General features: G+C 65.0%; 24 protein-coding genes, 1 tRNA gene and 1 pseudogene. 16 read left to right on the forward strand and 10 right to left on the reverse strand.

The annotated features are described in order from the left end of the window. Positions 1 to 29 precede the first annotated feature (29 nt). From G481_RS0120295 to fabI, 8 genes are all read right to left on the reverse strand, one after another. Positions 30 to 1,379 carry an amidohydrolase family protein gene (locus G481_RS0120295; RefSeq protein WP_245595018.1) on the reverse strand — a complete coding sequence of 450 codons (1,350 nt, stop codon included), beginning with the start codon at positions 1,377 to 1,379 and terminating at the stop codon, positions 30 to 32. After that, positions 1,355 to 2,401, reverse strand: coding sequence for an ABC transporter ATP-binding protein (locus tag G481_RS0120300; protein ID WP_028031623.1), 1,047 nt, complete (start codon positions 2,399 to 2,401; stop codon positions 1,355 to 1,357). The genes G481_RS0120295 and G481_RS0120300 overlap by 25 nt, the downstream gene beginning before the upstream one ends. A gap of 4 nt (positions 2,402 to 2,405) precedes the next feature. Then, the gene (locus G481_RS0120305) at positions 2,406 to 3,194 is read right to left on the reverse strand and encodes an ABC transporter permease (RefSeq protein ID WP_028031624.1); all 789 of its coding nucleotides are present in this window, start codon (positions 3,192 to 3,194) and stop codon (positions 2,406 to 2,408) included. 1 nt (position 3,195) lies between these two features. Then, on the reverse strand, positions 3,196 to 4,008 hold the full coding sequence (locus G481_RS0120310; RefSeq protein ID WP_028031625.1) for an ABC transporter permease: 813 nt from the start codon (positions 4,006 to 4,008) through the stop codon (positions 3,196 to 3,198). A 49-nt stretch (positions 4,009 to 4,057) separates the two neighbouring features. Next, entirely contained in the window at positions 4,058 to 5,092 is a 1,035-nt protein-coding gene (locus G481_RS0120315; RefSeq protein ID WP_028031626.1) for an ABC transporter substrate-binding protein, read from the reverse strand. Between the two features lie 127 nt (positions 5,093 to 5,219). Next, complete coding sequence (gpt, locus tag G481_RS0120320; protein ID WP_028031627.1) at positions 5,220 to 5,732, reverse strand: xanthine phosphoribosyltransferase; 513 nt, start codon at positions 5,730 to 5,732, stop codon at positions 5,220 to 5,222. 9 nt (positions 5,733 to 5,741) lie between these two features. Next, positions 5,742 to 6,356, reverse strand: coding sequence for a LysE family translocator (locus tag G481_RS0120325; protein ID WP_028031628.1), 615 nt, complete (start codon positions 6,354 to 6,356; stop codon positions 5,742 to 5,744). Then, complete coding sequence (gene fabI, locus G481_RS0120330) at positions 6,353 to 7,174, reverse strand: enoyl-ACP reductase FabI (protein ID WP_028031629.1); 822 nt, start codon at positions 7,172 to 7,174, stop codon at positions 6,353 to 6,355. The genes G481_RS0120325 and fabI overlap by 4 nt, the downstream gene beginning before the upstream one ends. Positions 7,175 to 7,270: 96 nt before the next feature. On the opposite strand from fabI, the gene pdxH reads away from it, so the two are divergent. The 5 genes and pseudogenes from pdxH to G481_RS0120360 all read left to right on the forward strand — a co-directional run bounded on the left by pdxH (position 7,271) and on the right by G481_RS0120360 (position 9,535). After that, positions 7,271 to 7,873 carry a pyridoxamine 5'-phosphate oxidase gene (pdxH, locus tag G481_RS0120335; protein WP_028031630.1) on the forward strand — a complete coding sequence of 201 codons (603 nt, stop codon included), beginning with the start codon at positions 7,271 to 7,273 and terminating at the stop codon, positions 7,871 to 7,873. 154 nt (positions 7,874 to 8,027) lie between these two features. Then, positions 8,028 to 8,568 (forward strand): annotated as a pseudogene (locus G481_RS24755) (cold-shock protein). Continuing rightward, positions 8,538 to 9,029: a DUF192 domain-containing protein gene (locus G481_RS0120350; protein WP_028031631.1), complete on the forward strand. Its 492-nt coding sequence runs from the start codon at positions 8,538 to 8,540 to the stop codon at positions 9,027 to 9,029. The pseudogene G481_RS24755 and the gene G481_RS0120350 overlap by 31 nt, the downstream one beginning before the upstream one ends. A gap of 40 nt (positions 9,030 to 9,069) precedes the next feature. After that, a tRNA-Pro gene (locus tag G481_RS0120355) sits at positions 9,070 to 9,146 on the forward strand. A gap of 35 nt (positions 9,147 to 9,181) precedes the next feature. Beyond that, positions 9,182 to 9,535, forward strand: a complete 354-nt coding sequence (locus tag G481_RS0120360; RefSeq protein WP_028031632.1) for a YigZ family protein — start codon at positions 9,182 to 9,184, stop codon at positions 9,533 to 9,535. 11 nt (positions 9,536 to 9,546) lie between these two features. Here the strand turns inward: G481_RS0120360 and G481_RS0120365 are convergent, their stop codons facing one another. Further along, complete coding sequence (locus G481_RS0120365; RefSeq protein ID WP_028031633.1) at positions 9,547 to 9,930, reverse strand: hypothetical protein; 384 nt, start codon at positions 9,928 to 9,930, stop codon at positions 9,547 to 9,549. Between the two features lie 163 nt (positions 9,931 to 10,093). Between G481_RS0120365 and glpD the strand changes: the two genes are divergently transcribed. Continuing rightward, complete coding sequence (gene glpD / locus G481_RS0120370; protein ID WP_425402485.1) at positions 10,094 to 11,659, forward strand: glycerol-3-phosphate dehydrogenase; 1,566 nt, start codon at positions 10,094 to 10,096, stop codon at positions 11,657 to 11,659. Positions 11,660 to 11,717: 58 nt separating this feature from the next. After that, a complete protein-coding gene (gene glpK, locus G481_RS0120375) occupies positions 11,718 to 13,202 on the forward strand; it encodes a glycerol kinase GlpK (RefSeq protein WP_028031635.1) in 1,485 nt (494 codons plus the stop codon). Positions 13,203 to 13,256: 54 nt separating this feature from the next. Here glpK and G481_RS0120380 read toward each other — a convergent pair whose 3' ends face one another. Next, complete coding sequence (locus G481_RS0120380; RefSeq protein ID WP_028031636.1) at positions 13,257 to 14,321, reverse strand: LLM class flavin-dependent oxidoreductase; 1,065 nt, start codon at positions 14,319 to 14,321, stop codon at positions 13,257 to 13,259. On the opposite strand from G481_RS0120380, the gene G481_RS26175 reads away from it, so the two are divergent. From G481_RS26175 to G481_RS0120420, 9 genes are all read left to right on the forward strand, one after another. After that, the gene (locus G481_RS26175) at positions 14,320 to 14,670 is read left to right on the forward strand and encodes a hypothetical protein (RefSeq protein WP_154664701.1); all 351 of its coding nucleotides are present in this window, start codon (positions 14,320 to 14,322) and stop codon (positions 14,668 to 14,670) included. The genes G481_RS0120380 and G481_RS26175 overlap by 2 nt on opposite strands. 184 nt (positions 14,671 to 14,854) lie before the next feature. Next, complete coding sequence (locus tag G481_RS0120385) at positions 14,855 to 16,489, forward strand: long-chain-fatty-acid--CoA ligase (protein WP_342666610.1); 1,635 nt, start codon at positions 14,855 to 14,857, stop codon at positions 16,487 to 16,489. A 48-nt stretch (positions 16,490 to 16,537) separates the two neighbouring features. Beyond that, positions 16,538 to 17,653 carry an acyl-CoA dehydrogenase family protein gene (locus tag G481_RS0120390; RefSeq protein ID WP_028031638.1) on the forward strand — a complete coding sequence of 372 codons (1,116 nt, stop codon included), beginning with the start codon at positions 16,538 to 16,540 and terminating at the stop codon, positions 17,651 to 17,653. 11 nt (positions 17,654 to 17,664) lie between these two features. Next, positions 17,665 to 18,441 (forward strand): enoyl-CoA hydratase/isomerase family protein, encoded by a 777-nt coding sequence (locus tag G481_RS0120395; protein ID WP_028031639.1) that lies wholly within the window; start codon positions 17,665 to 17,667, stop codon positions 18,439 to 18,441. Then, entirely contained in the window at positions 18,438 to 19,595 is a 1,158-nt protein-coding gene (locus G481_RS0120400; RefSeq protein ID WP_245595019.1) for an acyl-CoA dehydrogenase family protein, read from the forward strand. The genes G481_RS0120395 and G481_RS0120400 overlap by 4 nt, the downstream gene beginning before the upstream one ends. Positions 19,596 to 19,619: 24 nt before the next feature. Further along, the gene (locus tag G481_RS0120405) at positions 19,620 to 20,396 is read left to right on the forward strand and encodes an ABC transporter ATP-binding protein (RefSeq protein ID WP_035026852.1); all 777 of its coding nucleotides are present in this window, start codon (positions 19,620 to 19,622) and stop codon (positions 20,394 to 20,396) included. After that, positions 20,386 to 21,099, forward strand: coding sequence for an ABC transporter ATP-binding protein (locus G481_RS0120410; RefSeq protein WP_028031642.1), 714 nt, complete (start codon positions 20,386 to 20,388; stop codon positions 21,097 to 21,099). Before G481_RS0120405 ends, G481_RS0120410 begins: the two co-directional genes overlap by 11 nt. A gap of 2 nt (positions 21,100 to 21,101) precedes the next feature. Continuing rightward, entirely contained in the window at positions 21,102 to 21,986 is an 885-nt protein-coding gene (locus G481_RS0120415) for a branched-chain amino acid ABC transporter permease (RefSeq protein ID WP_154664702.1), read from the forward strand. Next, positions 21,983 to 22,909 (forward strand): branched-chain amino acid ABC transporter permease, encoded by a 927-nt coding sequence (locus tag G481_RS0120420; RefSeq protein ID WP_051294675.1) that lies wholly within the window; start codon positions 21,983 to 21,985, stop codon positions 22,907 to 22,909. The genes G481_RS0120415 and G481_RS0120420 overlap by 4 nt, the downstream gene beginning before the upstream one ends. Positions 22,910 to 22,965 lie beyond the last annotated feature (56 nt).

The following is a 22,965-nucleotide window of genomic DNA, read 5'->3' on the forward strand; positions in this document are numbered from 1 at the left end:
GGGTCCGGGGGCGATGCCCCCGGCCTCGCTCACCGCCCGCGCAGGGCCCGATCAATCTCGGCCATCCGGCCCCGGAACCGGCCGGCCACCTGCGCCGCATCGGCCCTGGCCTTGGCCGGATCGACCGACAGCACCTGCCGGCCGCGCATCAGCCAGCGCCCGGCGACCATCACATCTGCAACATCCGGCGCCATCGCGGAAAAGACCAGGGTGGCATAAATGTCATAAACCGGATGCAGCCGCGGCGCGGCCATGGAAACCCGGATCAGATCGGCCTGCTTGCCGGGTTCCAGCGATCCGATATGGCGGTGCAGGCCCAGAACCCGCGCGCCCTCGATCGTCGCCATGCGGATCACCTCGACCGCCGGCATCGGCTTGCGCGATCCGCCGGCGATCTTCTGGAACATCGACACCGGCGCGAACTGGGCGAACAGATCCAGCGTGTTGCCGCTCATCGGGCCATCGGTGGAAATGCCGACCGGGATCCCAGCCGCCCGCATCGCCGTCACCGGCGCGATCCCGCGCCCTCCCTTGCCATTCGCCCGCGCGTTATGGGCAACCCCGACGCCAGAGGCCGCCATCAGCGCAATGTCATCTGGCGAGACATGCAGGCAATGCGCCGCCACAAGACCGGGGCGCAGCAGCCCCGCCTGCGCCACGGCCTGAACCGGCGACAGGCCAAGACCGGCCGCCCAGTCGGTTTCCGGCCCGGTTTCCGCCAGATGGATCTGCACCGGATAGCCGGGGTTCGCCTCGGCCCAGGCGGCCACCCGCTCCATCACCGCCATGCCAGTCGAATAGGGCGCATGGGGGGCAATGCCGGGGGTGATGCGCGGATGGTCGCGGTAGCGGTCCATCAATTCCTCGACCCGCGCGAAACCTTCGTCGAAATCGCGGTGATCGGGCGGGTCGAAATCGGCCAGCGTCTGGCCGACCACCCCGCGCAGACCGGCGCTGTCCAGCACCTCGGCCACCACGGTTTCAAAGTAATACATGTCGGCAACAGTGGTGACGCCGCCCTGGATCAGCTCCAGCGCCGAGAGGCCGGTTCCCGCCCGCACCATGTCCGGCGCGACGAATTCACGCTCCAGCGGCAGGATATAGCGGTAAAGCCGGTCGTCGACATCCTCGCCCAGACCGCGGAACAGCGACATGGCCAGGTGCGAATGCGGGTTCACCATGCCAGGCATCAGCACATCGCCGCCAAGGTCCACAACCTCGGCCCCCGGCACCTCGGGCGCCGCGCCGCCGCCAAGCGCTGAAATCACCTCGCCGGTCACAAGCAGCCAGCCACGGTCGATCACCGGCATGTCCGCCGTGCAGGGCAGAAGGCAGGCGTTGGTGAACAGCGTCGTCATGCGGCCGGCAGGATGCAGCATTGCGCGGGGTTCGGCGCCAGATGCACGGCGCTGCCCGGCTCGCGCACATCCGATAGCGGGCTGGTCGCCAGCAGGCTGCCCAGAGGCGTCTCGCAAACATACTGATAGCTGCGGCCCAGATAGGTCCGAAGCCCCAGACGGGCGGGAATACCCTGGTCCGATACCAGCAGCCCCTCGGGCCGCGCGGCCAGAACGAAACAATCCGGGATCGCGCCGAAATCGTCCTGCGACAGGATCAGCTCTGCCCCTTGGGCCGCCGCTGTCACCCGCGCGCCATCGCGTGCCGCCACCTGCATGGGGATCAGGTTGTCATAGCCCACGAACCGCGCCACGAATTCGTTGGCGGGGCGCTGATACAGCACCTCGGGCGTGTCATATTGCATGATCTGCCCGGCATGCATGATCGCCACCCGGTCCGAGATGGAAAACGCCTCTTCCTGATCGTGGGTCACGAACACGCTGGTCGTGCCATTCGCGCGTTGCAAGGTGCGAATCTCGGCCCGCATTTCCAGGCGCAGCCGGGCATCGAGGTTCGAGAGCGGCTCGTCGAACATCAGAAGCGGCGGCTCGATCACCAGCGCGCGGGCCAGGGCCACGCGCTGACGCTGACCGCCCGACAAGGCGCCGGGCAGACGATCGGCCAGATGGGCCAGCCCCACCCGCTCCAGCATGGCGGTCACACGCTTGGCCCGGTCCGCCGCGCCGACCCCGCGCTGTTTCAGGCCAAAGCCCACGTTGTCGGCCACCGACAGATGCGGAAACAACGCATAGCTTTGGAACACCAGTCCGATATCGCGCTTGTGCGCTGGCAGCCTGGTCAGATCCTTGCCGCCTAGCGTGATGGACCCCGAGGTCGGTTCCAGAAACCCCGCGACCAGCCGCAAAGTCGTCGTCTTGCCGCAGCCCGAGGCGCCCAGCAGGGACACCAGTTCCCCTGCCGGCACCTCTAGCGACAGATCGTCCAGCACCTTGGTGGTGCCGTAATGCGCGGTCAGGTTTTTCAGTGTCAGGGCTTGGGTCATGGCATCATTTCGCAAGGAAGGTCAGGCCCAGCGTGCGTTCCACCACCGCCATCACGGCGACGGTCAGCAGCATCAGCAGAACCGAGACAGAGGCGATCACCGGGTCGAAGAACTGTTCCACATGCGCCAGAATCTGGATCGGCAGGGTGGAAACCCCCGGCCCGGTCAGGAACAGCGACACCGACACATCGTTGATCGAGGTGATGAAGGCCAGGATGAAGGCGGCGATCACGCCCGCCTTGATGTTCGGCAGCACCACGGTGAAGAAGGTCTTCAAGGGCGGCGAGCCAAGCGAGATCGCCGCCTCTTCGACCGAAAAGTCGAACGAGGCCAGCGAGGCCGACACCACCCGCACGCAATAGGGCAGCACGATCAGCGTATGCCCGATCAGCAGGGTGGCAAAGATCGGCAGCTCCCAGGACGTTGCCACGGATCGCAGCAGCGCAAAGCCCAGCACGATTTCCGGCACCAGCACCGGCAGCACAAAGATGGTGGACAGCCAGCCCGGCAGCTGGATGCGAAAGCGGTTCAGCGCATAGGCCGCCGGAATGCCGATGACCAGCGCGATGGCCGTGGCCAGAAAGGCAATCTGGATCGAGGTCACGATGGTGCGCCGGAAGGCGGCCATTTCGAAGATCTTTTCAAACCAGCGCAGGGTCAGGCCCTGCGGCGGAAAGGTCAGATAGCTGGTGTCCGACAGCGCCGCGCCGATCACGATGACCAGCGGGCCCATCAGGAACAGATAGACCAGAACCGCGAACAGGGTCAGCGGCAAGGGAACGGTGCTGCGCATCTTATGTGGCCATCGGATTGAGGCGTTTGGCAACGCGCGTCATGCCCAGCACGACAAGGATGGTGACAACGACCATGATGGTGGCAACCACCGCCGCGCCGTCCCAGTCAAAGGCCACCATGGCCCGCTGGTGCAGCAAGGTGCCCATGACCATCTGCCGCTCGCCCCCCAGAAGCTGCGGGGTGGCATACGAGGTGAACGAGCCGGTGAACACCAGCACCGCCCCCACGATCAGCCCCGGCACCGCCAGCGGGAACACCACCTGACGGAACGTCGCCGCAGGGCCCGCGCCCAGGCTGGCCGAGGCCTGGATCAGATCGTCGGGAATCCCCTCCAGCACTCCCACCAGTGTCAGGATCATCAGCGGGACGAACAGATAGACCATCGCCACAATGACCGAGCCCTGGGTGTACAGCATGGAAAACGGCGTATCCGTCACCCCCAGCCAGATCAGCGCATTGTTCACGATGCCATTCTTTCCCAGCACGATCAGCCAGGCAAAGGACCGCACCACGACCCCGGTGAGCAGCGGGAACACGGCCGCGATGATCAGCACCGAGCGCCAGCGCGGCGGGGCGCGCGAGACGACAAAGGCCGTCAGGAACCCCACCACCAGCGAGATCAGCGTGGTGATCGAGGCAATTTCCAGTGTGCGCCACAACACGGTGCGCCGGAAACCCGACCCGAAAAAGGCCCCGTAGCCCGCCGTATCCAGCAGCGTGGCCACGATCGTTGCCCCCACGGGCAGGATCAGCGCAAGCACCACCAGCGCAAGCGCGGGCAGGCTGAGCATCCATCCGGCAAGTCGTCGCATCATCGTTCCTTGGACAAGGCGGGGGCGTCACCGCCCCCGCGCCCCGGCATCACATGCCGAAGATTTCGTTCCAGCGATCGACCCACGCGCCCTTGGCCGCGTTCATCTTGCTGTAGTCGATCCGCTTGAGGCTGTTGATCTGCGCCTCGCCATAGGTCCACTTGGCGGCAGCCGCCTCGGACAGTTCGACCGATTTCGCGGTCGGGGCATCGACGCCATTCTCGGCCAGCACTTTCTGCAGCGCCGGATCCAGGATGAAGTTGATGAACTCATAGGCCAGATCGACGTTTTCGGCGCCGGTCGGGATGTTCACGGTGTTCAGAACGGCGATGTCGCCATCCGACAGCTTGGCCCATTCGATGGTGGGCACCGCGGCCTTGAGCTGGCCCAGCGTGAAATCCTGGGTCATGGACACGGTGATCTCGCCGGTCGAGAACAGGTTGATCATCTCGGATCCGGTCTGATAATTCTTGACCGTGTTCGGCTTGATCGCCTCGATTTCCTTGAAGGCCGGATCGGCGTTCTCAAAGGCATCGGTGCCGGCCTTTTGCCCCGCCAGCATGACAACCATCGGGCCGGCCGTCGTGGTGATGCCCGGCAGCGAGATCGAGGATTTCAGATCCGCGCGCCACAGATCGTTCCACGAGGTGATCGGCGGGTTGACCTTGGCCGCGTCATAGACCACGCCGATACGGCCAACGGTATAGGCCGGGCCATAGCCGCCCTGCGGATCCTGCGCGATGGTGTGCAGGCCGGCGACATTCGGCAGCTTGGCGCGGTCCAGCTTCTGGAACAGCCCTTCGGTAATGCCGATCTGGCTGAAGCTGTCGGTCAGATAGATGACGTCAACGCCCTTGCCGCCGCGGATTTTCACCTTGTTCAGGCGGTCGGCGTTGTTGCCGGTCTCGAACACCAGTTCGCAGCCGCATTGCTTCTGGAACGGCTGAACGATGAATTCATTCAGCTTGTCGCCGTTGAAGCCCCACCACGAGATGGTCAGCGTCTTGGCGTTTGCAGCAGCCGGCGCGGCAAGTGCCAGCGCAACGGCTGCAGACCCGATCAGGGCGGAAAGGCGGGAAGACATGGAAAACCTCGCTGTCTGGCAGGCCGTCTGAGCGCGGCCGACGGGCCAGATCTTCCACCCTTCGACGAAAAGGGCAAGATATGATCATATGCGCGCGACGCGCATTCGCATCCCGCCCGTTTCCGCGTCAGTCCCGGCCGCGATAGGGATCGACGTATTGCAGCGCCATGTCCCAGGGGAAGAAGATCCAGGTGTCCTGGCTGACTTCGGTGACATAGGTATCCACCTGCGCCCGGCCGGCAGGCTTGGCATAGACGGTGGCGAAATGCGCCTTGGGATACAGCTTGCGCACCAGCTCCAGCGTCTTGCCGCTGTCGACCAGGTCGTCGATGATCAGAATGCCGGTGCCATCGCCCAACAGGTCGGATTGCGGCGCCTTGGTCACCGTGGCCTCGGCCCGCGACTGGTGGCTGTAGGATTTCACGCTGATCGTGTCGACCACGCGAATGTTCAGCTCTCGGCTGACGATGGCTGCGGGAACCAGACCGCCGCGGGTGATCCCGACGATCGCGGTCCATGCCCCGCCCTCGCCCGGCCCCTTGCCGTCCAGCCGCCAGGCCAGCGCGCGGGCATCGCGGTGGATCTGGTCCCAGGAAACGTGAAAGCCCTTTTCATGCGGCAAACGGTCGGCAGCGGCCATGGCATCCTCTCAGGTGGCGGCGATCTTCAGTCCAAGAACGGCCAGAATCCCGCCAAAGGCGCGGTCGATCCCGGATTTCATTCTGGCGTAGATACTGCGAGTCCGGTCAAAGGAAAACAACCTTGCAACAAGGATATTGCACACCACCTCGTTGACCCAGACCGCCAGCAGCAGGGCGGCGATCCAGGGCAGGCTGGTTCCGGGCGGAACCGTTCCCACGAAGACCGCACCAAAGAACACCGCCGGCTTGGGGTTCGACAGTTGCGTTGCAATCCCCAGCCACATGGCCCGCAGCCGGCCGCGCGCCACCTGGCCCTGCCCCGGCCCGGCCATCGGCTCGGCCGCATGGCGCCACATGTTGAAGGCGATCCAGCACAGGAACAGCCCGCCCGCGACCTTGAACCCCCACAGCAGCGCGGGTGCGACCTTGAACAGGACCGCAAGCCCGAACAGCGCCGCCACCGCCCAGCACACCGCGCCCAGCCCCAGACCAAAGGCCAGCCAGACGCCAGTGCGGAACCCTTCGGTCACGCCGGTGCGCGCAGCCATCAGAACCGCCGGCCCCGGAGAGGCGGCGGCAACCAGATGCAGCGCCCAGGCGGCCAGAAAGGCGGCCAGCGTCACTCTTTGCGGCCCGTGACGACGTCGATGTCGGGCGCATCCACCGCCTTCATGCCGACAACATGATACCCGGCGTCCACATGCAGGTTTTCCCCCGTGGTGCCCGACCCCAGATCGGACAGCAGGTAAAGCGAGGCCTTGCCCACCTCTTCCTGGGTCACGTTCCGGCGCAGCGGGCTGTTCAGCTCGTTCCACTTCATGATGTAGCGGAAATCGCCGATGCCGCTGGCGGCCAGCGTCTTGATCGGGCCGGCGGAGATCGCGTTCACGCGAATGCCGTCCTTGCCCAGATCCTCGGCCAGATACTTGATCGAGGCTTCCAGTCCGGCCTTGGCCACGCCCATCACGTTGTAATGCGGCATGACCTTTTCTGCGCCGTAATAGGTCAGCGTCAGCAGGCTGCCGCCATTGGGCATCATGGCCGCCGCGCGCTGGCAGACGGCGGTGAAGGAATAGACCGAAATGTCCATCGCCATGTTGAACCCGGCGCGCGAGGTATCGACATAGCGGCCGCGCAGCTCGTTCTTGTCGGCAAAGCCGATCGCATGGACGACGAAATCCAGCGTGCCCCAGCGGTCCTTCAGCGTGTCGAACAGCGCGTCGATGCTGGCATCGTCGCCCACGTCGCATTCGGCCAGCAGGGTGGACCCCACTTGCGCAGCCAAGGGCTCGACGCGTTTTTTCAGCGCATCACCCAGATAGGAAAACGCAAGTTCGGCGCCCTGATCCGCCAAAGCCTTGGCGATGCCCCAGGCAATCGACTTGTCGTTGGCCAGGCCCATGATGAGCCCGCGTTTGCCTTGCATCAGACCATTTGACATTGAGAGTCCCTCGCCCACTTATGTTCGGGTCCGGACGGGTGTAGGGCATAGCAAGAGCCGCATCAAGGCCGGGTGGACGCAAGGTAAGGCAGGCCCATGGACCGCACAGGCATCTTCGCAGGCGACAATCCCTTTGACATCGCACGGTCCTGGCTGGCCGAAGCCGAAAAGACCGAGCCGAACGATCCCAACGCAATCGCCATTGCAACGGTCGATCCCCAGGGGCTGCCGAATGTGCGCATGGTGTTGCTCAAGGAAATCGCGGACGACGCCTTTGTGTTCTACACCAACTACGACAGCGCCAAGGGGCAGGAAATCGCGGCCTCGGGCAAGGCGGCCTTTGTCATGCACTGGAAATCGCTGCGCCGCCAGGTGCGGGTGCGCGGGACGGTGACGCGCGACGAAGGACCGGGCGCCGACGCCTATTATGCCAGCCGCAACATCCAGTCGCGCCTGGGCGCCTGGGCCAGCCGGCAATCGCAGCCGCTGTCCAGCCGCGGCGCGCTGATGGCCGAGGTTGCCAAGATCACGGCGATCAAGGGCCCGAACCCGCCGCGCCCGCCTTTCTGGGGCGGCTTTCGGATCTCGCCGGTCGAAATCGAGTTCTGGGCCGATGGCGCATTCCGATTGCATGACCGCTTTCGCTGGCGCCGCGAAGGGCCTGGCGCGGCATGGGACATTCAGCGCCTGAACCCGTGAAAGACATGCCGTGCTTCAACCTTTTGGCTAGGTTGACAATTTTCGCGCATCGCGAATTTTCTCCACACAGCGCGGTTCGTCTTTTTCCTTGAAAGTCGGATCCCGTCAGCGCAGAAATGCACAGTGAGCTGTACTGGGGAAAAAGGCTCGAAGTATGGAAGAACAGGACAAGGCCCTGGAGCGGATTCGCATTCAGGGCCGAGTGAAGTGGTTTGATCCGGTCAAGGGTTTCGGCTTCATCGTGGCCGAAGCTGGAGGGCCGGATATCTTGCTGCATGCCAATGTGTTGCGCAATTTCGGGCAAGGTTCCGTGGCCGATGGTGCGGGCATCGACGTCTTTGTCCAGCGCACCAACCGCGGCACCCAAGCGGTGGAAATCGTCGAGATCAGCCCCCCCGGAAGGCGCGGCCTTTGTCCTTGGAGAGGATGTTCCCCCGGAAGTCGCCAGCACGATTGCCGATCTGCCTATCGAACCTGCGCGGGTAAAGTGGTTCGACAAGGGCAAAGGATTCGGCTTTGCCAATGTCTTTGGCCGGGCGGAAGATGTTTTTGTGCATATCGAGGTGCTGCGCCAGTCCGGCTTTGCCGATCTTCAGCCCGGTGAAGCCGTCGGAATGCGTATCGTCGATGGCAAGCGCGGCCGCATGGCCGCTCAGGTGGTGTCATGGGAAGCTGCATTGCGCAAACCGGCCTGAGGGCGGCAATCGCCACCCTGCTGATGGCCATCTCGGGACAGATGGCTGCTGCGGCCTGTGCGCCCGATGTGGCAGAGCTGCGCGGACCGCATGGGATCGCGCGGTTTTCGGTGGAACTGGCCGATACCGACGCCGAGCGGATGCAGGGCCTGATGTTTCGCGAAAAGCTGGCCAGCTCTGCCGGAATGCTGTTCGTCTATGACCGCCCTGGCCGCGCGATGTTCTGGATGAAGAACACGCTGATCCCGCTGGACATGATCTTTGCCGACCAGACCGGCACGGTGCAGCGCGTGCATGAAAATGCGATCCCCCATGATGAAACGCCCATTGATGGTGGGGACGGCATCTTTGCCGTGCTGGAAATCAACGGCGGCCTTGCGAAACGGCTTGGGATCGCGCCCGGTTCCGTGATGCGCCATCCGGCATTTTCGTCCGGTTCGCCCGCCTGGCCGTGCGAGTGACCTTTTCATCCGCGAAACCCTTCGTTAAAGAGAGCGCAGTCGGGGCGTAGCGCAGCCTGGTAGCGCGACGGTTTTGGGTACCGTAGGTCGCGAGTTCGAATCCCGCCGCCCCGACCATTTTGCCCGCCATCTGCCTGCTGGTCGGGGACCCGATGCGAATCATCGAGAACATCATCTCTGACCGCGGGTCGCGCTATGCTGTCTTGGGCGGCCCCTGCGCTTCCGAGACCGAAGCACGCGAGTTCCTCAAGGCCCTGAAGCGGAACAAGAAATTCGCCAAAGCCACCCATAACAGCTGGGGCCTGCTGACAGCGGACGGGCCGGTCAAGAACGACGATGGCGAATCCGGAGCCGGGGCAATCATCCTGCGGATGCTGGTATCGGCCGGTCTGGCGGACCATATCGTCGTCGTGACCCGGTGGTATGGTGGCAAGCACCTGGGCGGCGACCGTTTTCGCCATGTGCAGGATGCGGTGCGGATATACCTGGACGCCGCGCAGGACTAGGCCGCGCCCGTTCACCCGGCAGGCGGCGCCTTGCGAAACTCGATCCCGCAGTTCTTGCGGATGCTGGCCTGTTCCAGCGCATCCAGCTCCCCCTTGAGGCGCGCAAGTTCGCCGGCATTTTCGCCATTGCCCCGCACGAAGAACGCCGCCGGCCAGAACAGCACCAGCGCCACCCCCGTAGCGACCGCATCGTCCTGCGCCTTCTTGTCCTGCACGCCGGTCAGTCTGCTCGCCTGACCAGAGACGCGCTGCGCCTCTTCGGTGATCTGGCGGCAGGAAAATGACTGATATTGCAAGGGCGAGACATAGTGCGGCGCAATCTCTGTCGATTTCTGCGCACAGCCTGCAAGTGCCATACCACCTGTGGCAACCAACCCGACAAATCCCGAACGCATTTCACCCCCCTTGTAACATGTCATGTCATAGGGGTGACATGAATCCATGAACAAATGGCAAACATCGAAGCACGAGCCCGGGCAAAAATCGCGCAAAAACGAATGTCAACGTTGACAAAACGAACACTCGCCTGCTAGCTGAGAGCCAGCAACGGGGGATGATGTGGCGATTGCAACCGGGTCAGGGGTGGCGGACCTGTTCGTCATCGGCGGCGGCATCAATGGCTGTGGCATCGCACGCGATGCCGCAGGGCGCGGGCTTTCGGTCGTGCTGGCCGAACAGGGCGATCTGGCGCAGGCGACCTCGTCGGCCTCGACCAAGCTGTTTCATGGCGGGCTGCGCTATCTGGAATATTTCGAATTCCGCCTGGTCCGCGAGGCCCTGGAAGAGCGCGAGACCCTGCTGGCCGCGATGCCCCATATCAGCTGGCCGATGCGATTCGTGCTGCCGCTGCATCCGGGCATGCGATTCGATTCCGAAACGCCGGCCAGCCGCCTGCTGGCCCGTCTGATGCCCTGGATGCGCGGGCGCAGGCCCGACTGGATGATCCGCCTGGGGCTGTTTCTTTATGACACGATGGGCGGGCGCAAGATCCTGCCCCCGACGCGCAGGCTGGATCTGCGCACCGATCCGGCCGGGCGCGCGCTGAAACCCGAATTCACCCGCGCCTTCGAATATTCGGACTGCTGGGTGCAGGATTCGCGCCTTGTCGTGCTGAACGCCCGCGATGCCGCAGCGCGCGGGGCCACCATCCTGACCGGCACCCGCGTCACCAGGGCGAGCGCCGAAAACGGCCTTTGGCACGTCGAGACTCAGGGCGCCCGCGGGCGACAGACCTTTCGGGCGCGCGCTCTGGTCAATGCGGCGGGGCCCTGGGTTCAGCAGGTGATCCAGAACGTGGCCCATGCCGACAGCCATGCAGGGATCCGTCTGGTGCGCGGCAGCCATATCGTCACGAAACGGCTGTTCGATCACGACCGGTGCTATTTCCTGCAAGGCCGCGACGGGCGCATCGTCTTTGCCATTCCTTATGAGCAGGACTTTACCCTGATCGGCACGACGGATCAGGATTTCAGCGGCGATCCGGCCGAGGCCCGCTGTTCCGAGGCCGAGCGCGATTACCTGCTGGCCTTTGTCTCGGACTATCTGGCCCGTCCCGTGACGGCCAAGGATGTGATCTGGTCCTATTCCGGCGTTCGCCCGCTTTACAACGACGGGTCCAGTTCGGCGACGGCAGCGACCCGCGATTATGTGCTGCAGCTGGAACATCCGGACGGCGCGCCAATGCTGAACGTGTTCGGGGGCAAGATCACCACCTATCGCCGGCTTGCCGAATCGGCCATGGCGAAGCTGGCGCCGCTGTTTCCTGGCCTCGGCGGCGACTGGACGGCGCGGGTGCCGCTGCCCGGCGGGGATTTTCCGGTCGACGGGGTTGCGGCGCTGACATCGCGGCTGCGGGCAAGCTATCCGTGGCTGAGCGCCGATCATGCGGCGCGGCTGATCCGGCATTATGGCACCGACACCTTTGCGATATTGGGTGACGCGGCGGCGATGACCGATCTGGGCCGCGATTTCGGCGCCACCCTGACCGAGGCCGAAGTGCGCTGGCAGATGCAGCACGAATGGGCGCGCAAGGCCGAAGATGTGGTCTGGCGCCGCAGCCGGCTGGGCCTGCGCCTGACCCCGGGCCAGATTGCGGCACTGGATGCGTGGATGCAGCAGGCCTGACCCGGTTTACCCGCGCCGACCAAGCCGTCACAGTGCGCCCAGCGGAAGGGAGGATCCGATGCCGCATATCCTTGCCATAGATCAGGGCACCACCTCGACGCGGGCCATCGTGTTTGACGCGGCCTTGCGGCCGGTGGCATCAGCGCAGCAGGAATTTGCCCAGCACTTCCCTGCCCCCGGCTGGGTCGAACATGACCCGCTGGATCTGTGGTCCAGCGCTGCGGCAACGGCCCGGGCCGCGATCGAACGCGCGGGGCTGAGCGCCGGGGACATTTCCGCCATCGGCATCACCAACCAGCGCGAAACCACCCTGCTGTGGGACCGCGCGACCGGCAAGCCCCTGCACAACGCCATCGTCTGGCAGGATCGGCGCACCGCAGACGCCTGCGCCGCATTGGAGGGGGCCGGGCACGGGCCGATGATCGCCGCGCGCACCGGGCTGTTGCTGGACCCCTATTTCTCGGGCACCAAACTGGCGTGGCTGCTGGACACCATTCCCGGCGCGCGCGAACGGGCGGCGCGGGGCGAGCTGGCCTTTGGCACCGTGGACAGCTGGCTGATCTGGAACCTGACGGGCGGCACCGTCCACGCGACCGATGCCACCAACGCCGCGCGCACGATGCTCTATGACATCGGCGCCGGCCGCTGGGACGCCGACATCTGTGATCTGCTGCGCATTCCCATGGCCATCCTGCCCGAGGTGAGCGACTGCGCCGACGATTTCGGCAGCACCCGGCCCGACCTGTTCGGCCGGCCCATCCCGATCCGCGGCGTTGCAGGCGATCAGCAGGCGGCGACGATCGGGCAGGCCTGCTTTGAGCCAGGCATGATGAAATCGACCTATGGCACAGGGTGTTTCGCGCTGCTGAACACCGGCGGGCAGATGGTCATCTCGCAGCACCGTTTGCTGACGACCATCGCCTATCGGCTGGACGGGCAGACCACCTATGCGCTGGAAGGGTCGATCTTCATTGCCGGGGCCGTGGTGCAATGGCTGCGCGACGGGCTGCGGATCATCCGCGAGGCCGGCGAATCCCAAGCGCTGGCGCAGGCCGCCGACCCTGCACAAGGCGTGGTGCTGGTGCCGGCCTTCACGGGGCTTGGGGCGCCCTATTGGCGGCCCGACTGCCGCGGCGCGATCTATGGCCTGACGCGCAATTCGGGCCCGGCAGAGCTGAGCCGCGCCGCGCTGGAAAGCGTCGGCTATCAGACGCGCGATCTGCTTGAAGCGATGCGGGCCGACTGGGGCGCAGCAGCGCAGGGTGTGTTGCGGGTGGATGGCGGCATGACGGCCAGCGACTGGACCATGCAGTTCCTGTCCGACATCATCGGAGCCCCGGTGGACCGGCCCAGCGTCACCGAGACCACCGCGCTGGGTGCCGCCTGGCTGGCCGGTCACCGCGCCGGCCTTTATGGCGGCCCCGACGACTTTGCCCGGCAATGGGCGCTGGAGCGTCGATTTGAGCCGTCCATGGACGCTACGGCGCGCGAGGCGGCTTATGCCCGCTGGCAGCGCGCCGTGGCCGCCACCATGGCGTTCTGAAGAAGGGCGGGCCGCCCACCAGGGGCCGACCCGCCACAGGAAGCAACCCTTGCCTTATTGCGCCGCAACCAGCCGGGCGCCGGTTTCCTTTTGCAGCGCGGGGATGATCTTGTCGCCCCACAGCTCGATCTGTTTCAGCATGGTCTTCTGATCGAAGTTGCCCAGCTGGGTCTGGATCGCGACCTGATCGGGCTTGAGGATGCTGATTTCCTCGAGCATCCGGTCGATCACCTGATTGACGCTGCCCACCGGAAGGTTCTTGCGCAGCTGGTCCAGCGGCACGTCCTTTTCGGTCGGGGTTTCGGTCAGCAGATAGCCATCGGGCATCTGCTGGCGGCGCTTGTGCAGGGCCTCGGACAGGCGGCGCTGAAAACGGGCGCAATCCAGGTAATGTTCGATCTCGGCATCGTTGTCGCTGGCATAGGCGCAGCGCAGGAAGGCCACCTTGGCGTCCGTCACCTGCTTGCCGGCCGCCTCGGCCGATTGTTCCAGCTGGCCGCGCAGGTTGCGGATGGTGTCCAGCCCGTCCTGCAAGGCCGTGACGAACAGGTTGTGCCCGGCCCGATAGGCCCGGCCCATGCTGCGCGGGCTGCCCGCCGCGATCCAGATCGGCACATGCGGCTTTTGCACGTTGCGCACCGCAATGGCGGTGGGCGGGATGTCGATATGCTTGCCGTGATGTTCGAAAATGGTCTGCTTCAGACCCTTTTCGATGATCTCCAGATGTTCAAGGAACACCTCGGGCGCATCATCGACATCGACGCCGAACCGCTCGAATTCGAACTGCTGATAGCCAGAGCCGACCCCCAGATCCAGCCGCCCGCCCGTCACCACATCGGCAAAGCCGATCTCGCCCAGCAGGCGCTGCGGCTGATACAGCGGCAGAACGCAGACCGCCGTGCCAAGACGGATGCGGCTGGTGCGCCCCGAACAGGCCGCCACCATCTGCAGCGGCGAGGGGACCAGCGAATAGTTGTTGAAGTGATGTTCGGCAAACCACGCCGAGGCAAAGCCCGCCGCCTCGCAGGCCTGGGTCTGTTCGATCGAATTCAGGATGACCTGCTCTGACGGCTGATCGTAGCTGCGCTGCTGGGCCAGGATAAAGGCGCCGATTTCCATGTTCCGTTTCCTTTCGCTCGCCGTCGCCGGACGAGCCGAGCCGCCGCGCCGGCTGCCGGATGGCATCACGCGGCACGCCTCGAACCCTGCGGGCGAGACGCCGGGCCAGACAGTGCCGGACCGGACAGATTGGGGTTTCCTCCTGCAGCAAGGCCGCCGGCCCCGCACACCCGTCGAGAAGATCGTCAAGCCCGCCCGCAATCAAGGGCCACATCAATCCGAAGCGAAATTTCACATCTGTGATGCTTCTTCCATTTTCCGCCCCGCCAGATCGGGGGAAATCCACCCGCAAGGCACTGGGAAAATTCAGGAAAACCTCGACTCAACGCTTTGCATGCCATGCCGCTGACCATGGCGGCGCCCCCGGCCCCCGATCCGCCCCCAAGGGCCGGGCAGACCCGGGGCGCCAAATTCCTCATGAATGTGAAACTAAACTTCCACATACAGATTTGCTGGACAGCAACCGCCCCCTGCGCAGACTTTAGTTCATCGCGGCCCGCCGGGGAGGGCATGGCCGTGCGAGGGAGGATACCATGATGTTCGGTCTGATGCAGGATCGCCCCCTGCTCATTTCCAGCCTGCTCGACCATGCCGAGCAGTATCACTCCGCGACCGAGATCGTCAGCCGCACCTGCGAAGGACCTCTGGTGCGCGAGACCTGGTCCAGCCTCGCGGTTCGTGCACGCAAGATCGCGCAGGCGCTGATCCGGCTGGGGGTCAAGCCGGGCGACCGGGTGGCAACGCTGGCCTGGAACACGCATCGGCATCTGGAACTTTACTTCGCCGTTTCGGGCATGGGGGCCGTGCTGCACACGGTGAACCCGCGGCTTTATCCCGAACAGATCGGCTATATCGTCAACCATTCCGAGGCCAAGGTTCTGTGCTTCGACATCCCGCAGGCCGGGCTGGTCGCGGACCTGCTGCCCGAACTTGGCCATGTCCAGACCCTGATCGCCCTGACCGATGCCGCGCATCTGCCCGACCTGCCCGGCTGTCTGGCCTATGAAACCCTGCTGGGGGCCGAAGACGGCGCCTATGACTGGCCGGTGTTCGACGAACGGACGGCATCCTCGCTGTGCTATACGTCGGGGACGACCGGGAACCCCAAGGGGGTGCTGTATTCGCACCGCTCGACCGTCCTGCATTCGCTGATCGCCTGTCAGTCGGACGGGCTGCAACTGTCCAGCCGCGATTCAACGCTGCTGGTGGTGCCGATGTTCCACGTCAACGCCTGGGGCGTGCCCTATGCCTCGGCGCTGTGCGGGGCCAAGCTGGTGCTGCCGGGGCCAAAGCTGGACGGTGCCAGCCTGTGGGATCTGGCCACGACCGAGGGCTGCACCTTCTCGCTGGGGGTTCCCACGGTCTGGCTGGGGTTCCTCGCGCATATGGACCAGACGCCGGGTCTTGATGCCACTGCGCTGAAGCTGCGGCGCATCGTGGTCGGCGGATCGGCCGCCCCGCGCGCGATCATCGAGCGGATGCGCGATATGGGGATCTTCGTCATCCACGCCTGGGGCATGAGCGAGACCAGCCCGCTAGGCACCATCGGCAACCTGCTGCCCAAGCATGACGCGCTGCCCGTTTCGGAACAGGTCGATGTGCAGGTCAAGCAAGGCCGCGCCATCTGGGGTGTCAGCTTGCGGCTGGTCGATGACGACGGCGCGGTGCTGCCGCAAGACGGCTCGGTCTCGGGCAACCTGCAGGTGCGCGGGCCCTGGGTCACCTCGGGCTATTACCGGGCCGAAGGCGGGCCGGCCGTGGATGCCGAGGGCTGGTTCACCACCGGCGATGTCGCCCGGATCGACAGCGACGGCTATGTCCAGATCACCGACCGCGCCAAGGACGTGATCAAGTCGGGCGGCGAGTGGATTTCCTCGATCGACCTTGAAAATGCCGCCGTCGCCTTTCCCGGCGTGGCCGAGGCGGCGGTCATCGGGCTGCCGCATCCGAAATGGCAGGAACGCCCGCTGCTGGTGCTGGTGCGCAAGCCGGGGGCCGATCCCGATCCCGCCGATGTGCTGGAGTTCCTGTCGCACCGGGTGGCGAAATGGTGGCTGCCCGATGCCGTCGAATTCGTGGACGAGCTGCCGCACACCGCCACCGGCAAGATCCAGAAGACCAAGCTGCGCGACCAGTTCCGCGACTACGTGCTGCCCGATCACCACTGACGCGCCGCCCCGATCGCGCGTGCGCCGGAGCCACCGGAAGGACCATTCATGCCACAGACCCAGTTCGAAGACGAAGACGGCACCCTTGCCATGCTGCGCGACAGCGTGGCCGCCTTTGCCGAGCGTTTCCCGGGGGCCGAACGGCTGCGTTCGCGCCGCGCCTCGAACCATGACCTTGACCGCGAGGTCTGGGCGGCGATGGCCGAGGCCGGCTGGACCGGCCTTTTGTTGCCCGAGGATCTGGGCGGCGCGGGCCTTGGGTGCCGCGAACAGGCGGTGCTGTCGGAATCGCTGGGCCGCGCCCTGATCTCCGAGCCGCTGGTGCAACTGGCGGTGCTGTCGGGTGCGCTGCTGGCCGATGCCCCCGCCGGGGCCGAACGCAGCCGGCTGGCCCAGGGCTTGGCGGATGGCAGCCTGATCGTCAGCCCGGTCTGGCAAGACCTTGACGGCACCGAGGCCGACATGGTGGTGACGCAAACCGGCGACCAGCTGCGGCTGACCGGCAAGGCCCAGCTGGTCAGCGCCGCTGCCTCGGCCAGCGATTTCCTGGTCCGCGCCGCGCTGAAGGGCGAGCCCCTGCTGGTCAGCGTTCCGGCCGCCGGCGCCTCGGTCGCGCAGCGCCCGACGGTGGATGGCGCAGCACTGGGCAGCGTCACGCTGGATACGCTGGTCCCTGCCGCCAACGTGATCGCCCGGGGCGAGCGGGTCGCGGCCCTGTTCGACCGCGCGGTCGAGCTGGCCCGCCTGGCACTGGCGGCCGAGCTGGCAGGCCTTGCCAGCCGCGCGCTGGAAATCACCGTGGATTACACCAAGCAGCGCGTGCAGTTCGGCAAGCCCATCGCCAGCTTTCAGGCGCTGCAACACCGCATGGTGGACATGTGGGGCGAGGCGGAATTTGCCTGCTGCGCCGTGGTGAACGCGGCCGATGCGCTGGCCGAGGCACCGGACCGCGCGGCATCCCTGGCCGTGCTGGCTGCCAAGGCGCGGGCGGGCGATGCTGCCACCAGCGTCACCCGCAAGGCGATCCAGCTGCATGGCGCCATGGGCTTCACCGACGAATGCGACATCGGCCTTTACATGAAACGGGCCGTCGCCCTGAACGCGACGCTGGGCAATCCTGAATCCCTGCGTCTTCATTTCCTCGCGCTCGAACGCGCCGCCTGAGAGGACTGCCCATGCGCAACGAACTGATCAAGGTCACGATCCAGGACAAGGTCGCCATCGTCAAGATGGACAGCCCGCCCGTCAACGCCTGGTCGCTGGCCTTTACCGAAGAGTTCATCGAGGTCTTTGACGAGCTTTATGACACGCCCGAGGCGCGCTGCATTCTGGTCACCGGGCGCGAGAAGATGTTCTCGGCCGGCGCCGACATCAAGCAGCGCGGCGCAGTCGGGGCCAAGCCGGGCGATCGCACCCGGCACATGCGCCGGATGCGCGAGGTGGGCAACTGCATCATGGAATCAAACAAGCCGGTGATCGCGGCCGTCAATGGGCCCGCGCTTGGCGTGGGCATGGCGCCCATCGTGAATGCCGACATCATCCTGGCGTCCGACAACGCGTTCTTCTGCATGCCGGAAATCGACATCGGCCTGATGGGCGGCGCGCGCCACACCATGAAGATCTTCCCGCATTCGCTGGCCCGCCGGATGATCCTGACCGGCTATCGCCTGCCTGCGGCCGAGGCTTATCGGCGCGGCATCATCGAGGCCTGCGTCCCGCTGGAAGAGCTGATGCCCGCGGCGATGGAAATCGCGCTGAACATCGCCTCGAAAAGCCCCAAGGCGATTGGCCTCGCAAAGCGTGCCATCAATACCGTGGAAAACATGCCGCTGCGCGATGGCTACCGCTTTGAGCAGAACCTGACCAACGAGATGACGCAGCACGAGGATTCCAAAGAGGCGATGCGCGCCTTCCTTGAAAAGCGCAAGCCCGTGTTCAAGGATACCGAATGATGCAGCAGGACTGGAACGCCCTGCCGGATGACGAATTCCGGCGCATCTTCCGCGACTGGGTGGATGAGAACTGCCCGCAGCACCTGCGTTTCATGCGCAAGCAGCGCCCGCTGTTCGACGAAGTCGCCGAATGGTATCACGCGCTGGCCCGCAAGGGCTGGCTGTCGCCCGTCTGGCCCCAGGAATGGGGCGGCATGGGGCTGAACCCGGCCAAGCACATCATCTATGTCGAGGAATGGGCCCGCCTTGGTTGCCCGCGCATCCCCGATCACGGCATCGGGCTGGTCGGCCCCCTGCTGCTGCGCTACGGCACCGAGGAGCAAAAGGCCCATTACCTGCCCAAAATCCTGACCGGCGAACATGTCTGGTGCCAGGGCTATTCCGAACCCGGCTCGGGATCGGATCTGGCGTCCTTGCGCACCTCGGCGGTGCGCGAGGGGGACGAGTTCATCGTCAACGGGCAGAAAATCTGGACGACGCTGGCCCATTGCGCCAACTGGATCTTCCTGCTGGTGCGCACCACCAAGTCCGAGAAAAAGCAGAACGGCATCACCGTGCTGCTGGTCGACATGACCAGCCCCGGCGTGGTCGTCCGCCCCATCCCCAACCTGCGCGAAGAGGCGGATTTCTGCGAGGTGTTCTTTGACAACGTGCGCGTGCCGGTCAAGAACGTGGTGGGCGCGATCGACCAGGGCTGGACGCTGGCCAAGGCCGTTCTGGGGCACGAGCGCATCTTTCTTGGTGCCCCGTCGCGGCCAGATTACGCGCTGGCCCGGCTGGAAAAACTGGCCGAGGCGCGCGGGGCGTTCAACGACCCGGCGTTCCGGTCGCGTTTTGCGAAACTGCGGCTGGATCTGTATGACCTGTCCTCGGCCTTTGAACGCTTTGCCCGCGAGCTGCGCAAGGGCGGCGATCTGAGCGCGGATGTGTCCGTCCTCAAGCTGTTCACCACCGAGCTTTACCAGCGCATCACCGAGGAAATGCTGGACGTCGCCGGCGAGGAGGCGCGCTTTGCCGACGACCTGCCCGCAGGCGCCATCGACATCGACGCGATGAACCTGTTCCTCGACGCGCGCGCACCGGCGATCTTTGGCGGCTCGAACGAGATTCAGCGCAACATTCTGGCAAAGGCGGTGCTTGGCCTGCCAGGCTGAGCACCCACAAGGGAGGGGAGGGATATGGCAACCACAATAAGCCCCGCGCCGGATTATGCGCTGGAGGCCAGGGGCCTGACAAAGCGCTTTGGCGCCTTTGCGGCCGTGAACAACGTGAACCTCGCCGTCAGGCGGGGATCGGTCCATGCGCTGATCGGCCCGAACGGGGCTGGCAAGACCACCTGTTTCAACCTGCTGACCAAGACCTTGCAGCCGACCGAAGGCCGCATCGTCTATGACGGGCGCGATATTTCCAACATGCGCACCTCGGAAGTGGCGCGGCTGGGTCTGGTGCGATCGTTCCAGATCTCGGCCACGTTCCCGCACCTGACGGTGCTGGAAAACGTGCGGGTCGCGCTGCAATCGGGCAAGCCGACGCAATGGCAGTTCTGGCGCTCGCTATCGGCCATCGCGCCGCTGAACGCACGCGCGATGGAGTTGCTGGAAAAGGTCGGGCTGGCAGATGCCGCAAACCTGACTGCGGCCGAACTGTCCTATGGCAAGAAGCGCGCGCTGGAAATCGCCACGACGCTGGCGCTTGACCCCAAGGTCATGCTGCTGGACGAGCCGACGGCCGGCATGGGCCACGAGGATATCGAGCCGATCACCGACCTGATCCGCGAGGCCGCCGTGGGGCGCACCGTGCTGATCGTGGAACACAACCTGTCGGTCGTATCCACCCTGTGCGACCGCATCACCGTGCTGACCCATGGCGAGGTGCTGACCGAAGGCACCTATGCCGAGGTCTCGGCCAACCCCGAGGTGATCACCGCCTACATGGGAGGCGTCGATGACGAATGACACCGCGCCGCTGCTGAGCGTGCAGAACCTTTGCGCCTGGTATGCGGAATCGCAGGCGCTGCACGGCATGACCTTTGACCTGCGCCAAGGCGAGCTGCTGACGCTGATCGGCCGCAATGGCGCCGGCAAGACGACGACGCTGCGGTCCATCATGGGGATGCTGCGCAAGCGGCAAGGGTCGATCCGGTTCAAGGGCGAAGAACTGATCGCCCGCAAGACCTATGAGATCGCCCGCCGCGGCATCGCCTATTGCCCCGAGGAACGGGCGATCTTTGCCAGCCTGTCGGTCAAGGAAAACCTGTCGCTGCCCCCCGTTCTGCAACCGGGCGGCATGAGCGACGAGGCGCTGCTGGATGCCTTCCCCAACCTGCGCCGCAGGGCGGGCAGCATGGGAACCAAGCTGTCGGGCGGGGAACAGCAGATGCTGGCCATCGCGCGCATCCTGCGCACCGGATCGCGCGTTCTTCTGCTGGACGAACCCTCCGAAGGGCTGGCCCCTGTCGTCGTCAAGGAAATCGGCGCGCTGATCCGGCGGCTCAAGGAGCAGGGCTTCACCATCCTTCTGGTGGAACAGAACCTGCGCTTTGCCCGTTCGGTCGCGGATCGCCACGTCGTGGTGGAAAACGGCCGCGTGGTCGACGTGCTGACATCTGCCCAACTCGATGCCGACATGGCACGGGTTCAAACCTATCTGGGGGTGTGACGATGTTTGACAACATCTCTATCCAGTTGCTTGCCGGCCAGTTGCTGATCGGGCTTATCAACGGCTCGTTCTACGCCATGCTTTCGATGGGGCTGGCAATCATCTTCGGGCTGATGAACGTGGTGAACTTTGCCCATGGGGCGCAGTACATGCTGGGCGCCTTTGTCGCCTGGCTGCTGCTGAACTTCCTGGGCATCAACTATTGGGGGGCGCTGGTCCTGGCGCCCATCGTGGTGGCGCTATTCGGGCTTGTGACCGAAAAGCTGGTGCTCAAACCGCTGCAGAACCTTGATCACCTGTATGGCCTGCTGGCGACCTATTCCGTTGCCCTGATCGTCGAGGGGCTGGTGCGCCAGCAATACGGATCGACCGGCCTGCCCTATCCCTCGCCGCTGCCGGGGGGCGTGAACCTTGGGTTCATGTTCATGCCCTGGTATCGGCTGTGGGTCGTGGTGTTCTCGCTGGTGACGTGCCTGGGCACCTGGCTGTTGATCGAACATACGCGGCTGGGATCGTATCTGCGCGCCGCCAATGAACGGCCGCAGATGGTCGAGGCATTCGGCATCAACGTGCCGCGCATGGTGACGCTGACCTATGGTTTCGGTGTCGGCCTTGCGGCGCTGTCGGGCGTGATGGCGGCGCCGGTCTATCAGGTCTCGCCGTCCATGGGCTCTAGCGTGATGATCGTGATCTTCGCGGTGGTGGTGATCGGCGGCATGGGCTCGATCATCGGGGCGGTGCTGACAGGGTATCTGCTGGGCTTCCTCGAAGGGTTGACCAAGGTGTTCTACCCCGAGGCGGCGAACATGGTGGTGTTCGTCGTGATGATCTTTGCCCTGATCTTCCGCCCCAACGGCCTGTTTGCCGGATCGGAGAAATCCCGATGACCCGTATCGTCCTGTTGGCGGCGCTGGCCGCCGCGATGATCGCCGCACCGTTCTTTGTCTATCCGGTGCTTCTGATGACGGTGCTGTGCTTTGTGCTGTTCGCCTCGTCGTTCAACCTGCTGCTGGGCTATGCGGGCCTGCTGTGCTTTGGCCATGCCATGTTCTTCGGAACCGCCGCCTATGTCACCGGCTGGCTGCTGAAGACGACCGGCCTGTCGATCGAGCTGGGCATTCTGGCAGGCGGTCTGTTCGCTGCCGCCATGGGGCTGGTGGTCGGGCTGGTGTCGGTGCGCCGCTCGGGCATCCAGTTCGCCATGATCACCTTTGCCATCGCGCAGTTCGTCTATTTCGTGCTGCTGCAGGCCCCCTTCACCGGAGGCGAGGATGGCATGCAGGGCATTCCGCGCAGCGCCCTGTTCGGCGTGATCGACCTGAGCGGCAGCCTGGTGTTCTATTACTTTGTGCTGGGAGTGACGGCGCTGATGATCTGGCTGTTCTGGCGCATCGTTCATTCGCCCTTTGGCGAGGTGCTCAAGGCGATCCGCGACAACGAGGCACGGGTGGAATCCCTGGGCTTCCGGCCCGAGCGGTTCAAGCTGCTGGCCCTGACGCTGTCGGCCGGCATGGCAGGCGTTGCAGGCGGGCTGAAGGCAACCGTGTTCCAGTTCGCCACGCTGACCGATGTGTCGTGGAACATCTCGGGCGAGGTGATCCTGATGACGCTGCTGGGCGGCATCGGCACGCTGACCGGCCCGATGGTGGGCGCGGGCGTCATCATCTGGCTGAACGACCATCTGGCGCAGTTCGGCGAATGGGCGCTGATCTCGCAAGGCGCCATTCTGCTGCTGGTGATCATCTTCTTCCGGCGCGGGCTGGTGGGCGAATTGTCCGCCCTGCTGCGCCGGCGCAAGACCGGCCGCTGATCCGGGCCGTTGACTTCTCTCCCCGACTCACGCGGCTTCGGCCGCGTGTTCTTTTT

Source organism: Gemmobacter nectariphilus DSM 15620, assembly GCF_000429765.1.
GTDB classification, from domain to species: Bacteria; Pseudomonadota; Alphaproteobacteria; order Rhodobacterales; family Rhodobacteraceae; genus Wagnerdoeblera; species Wagnerdoeblera nectariphila.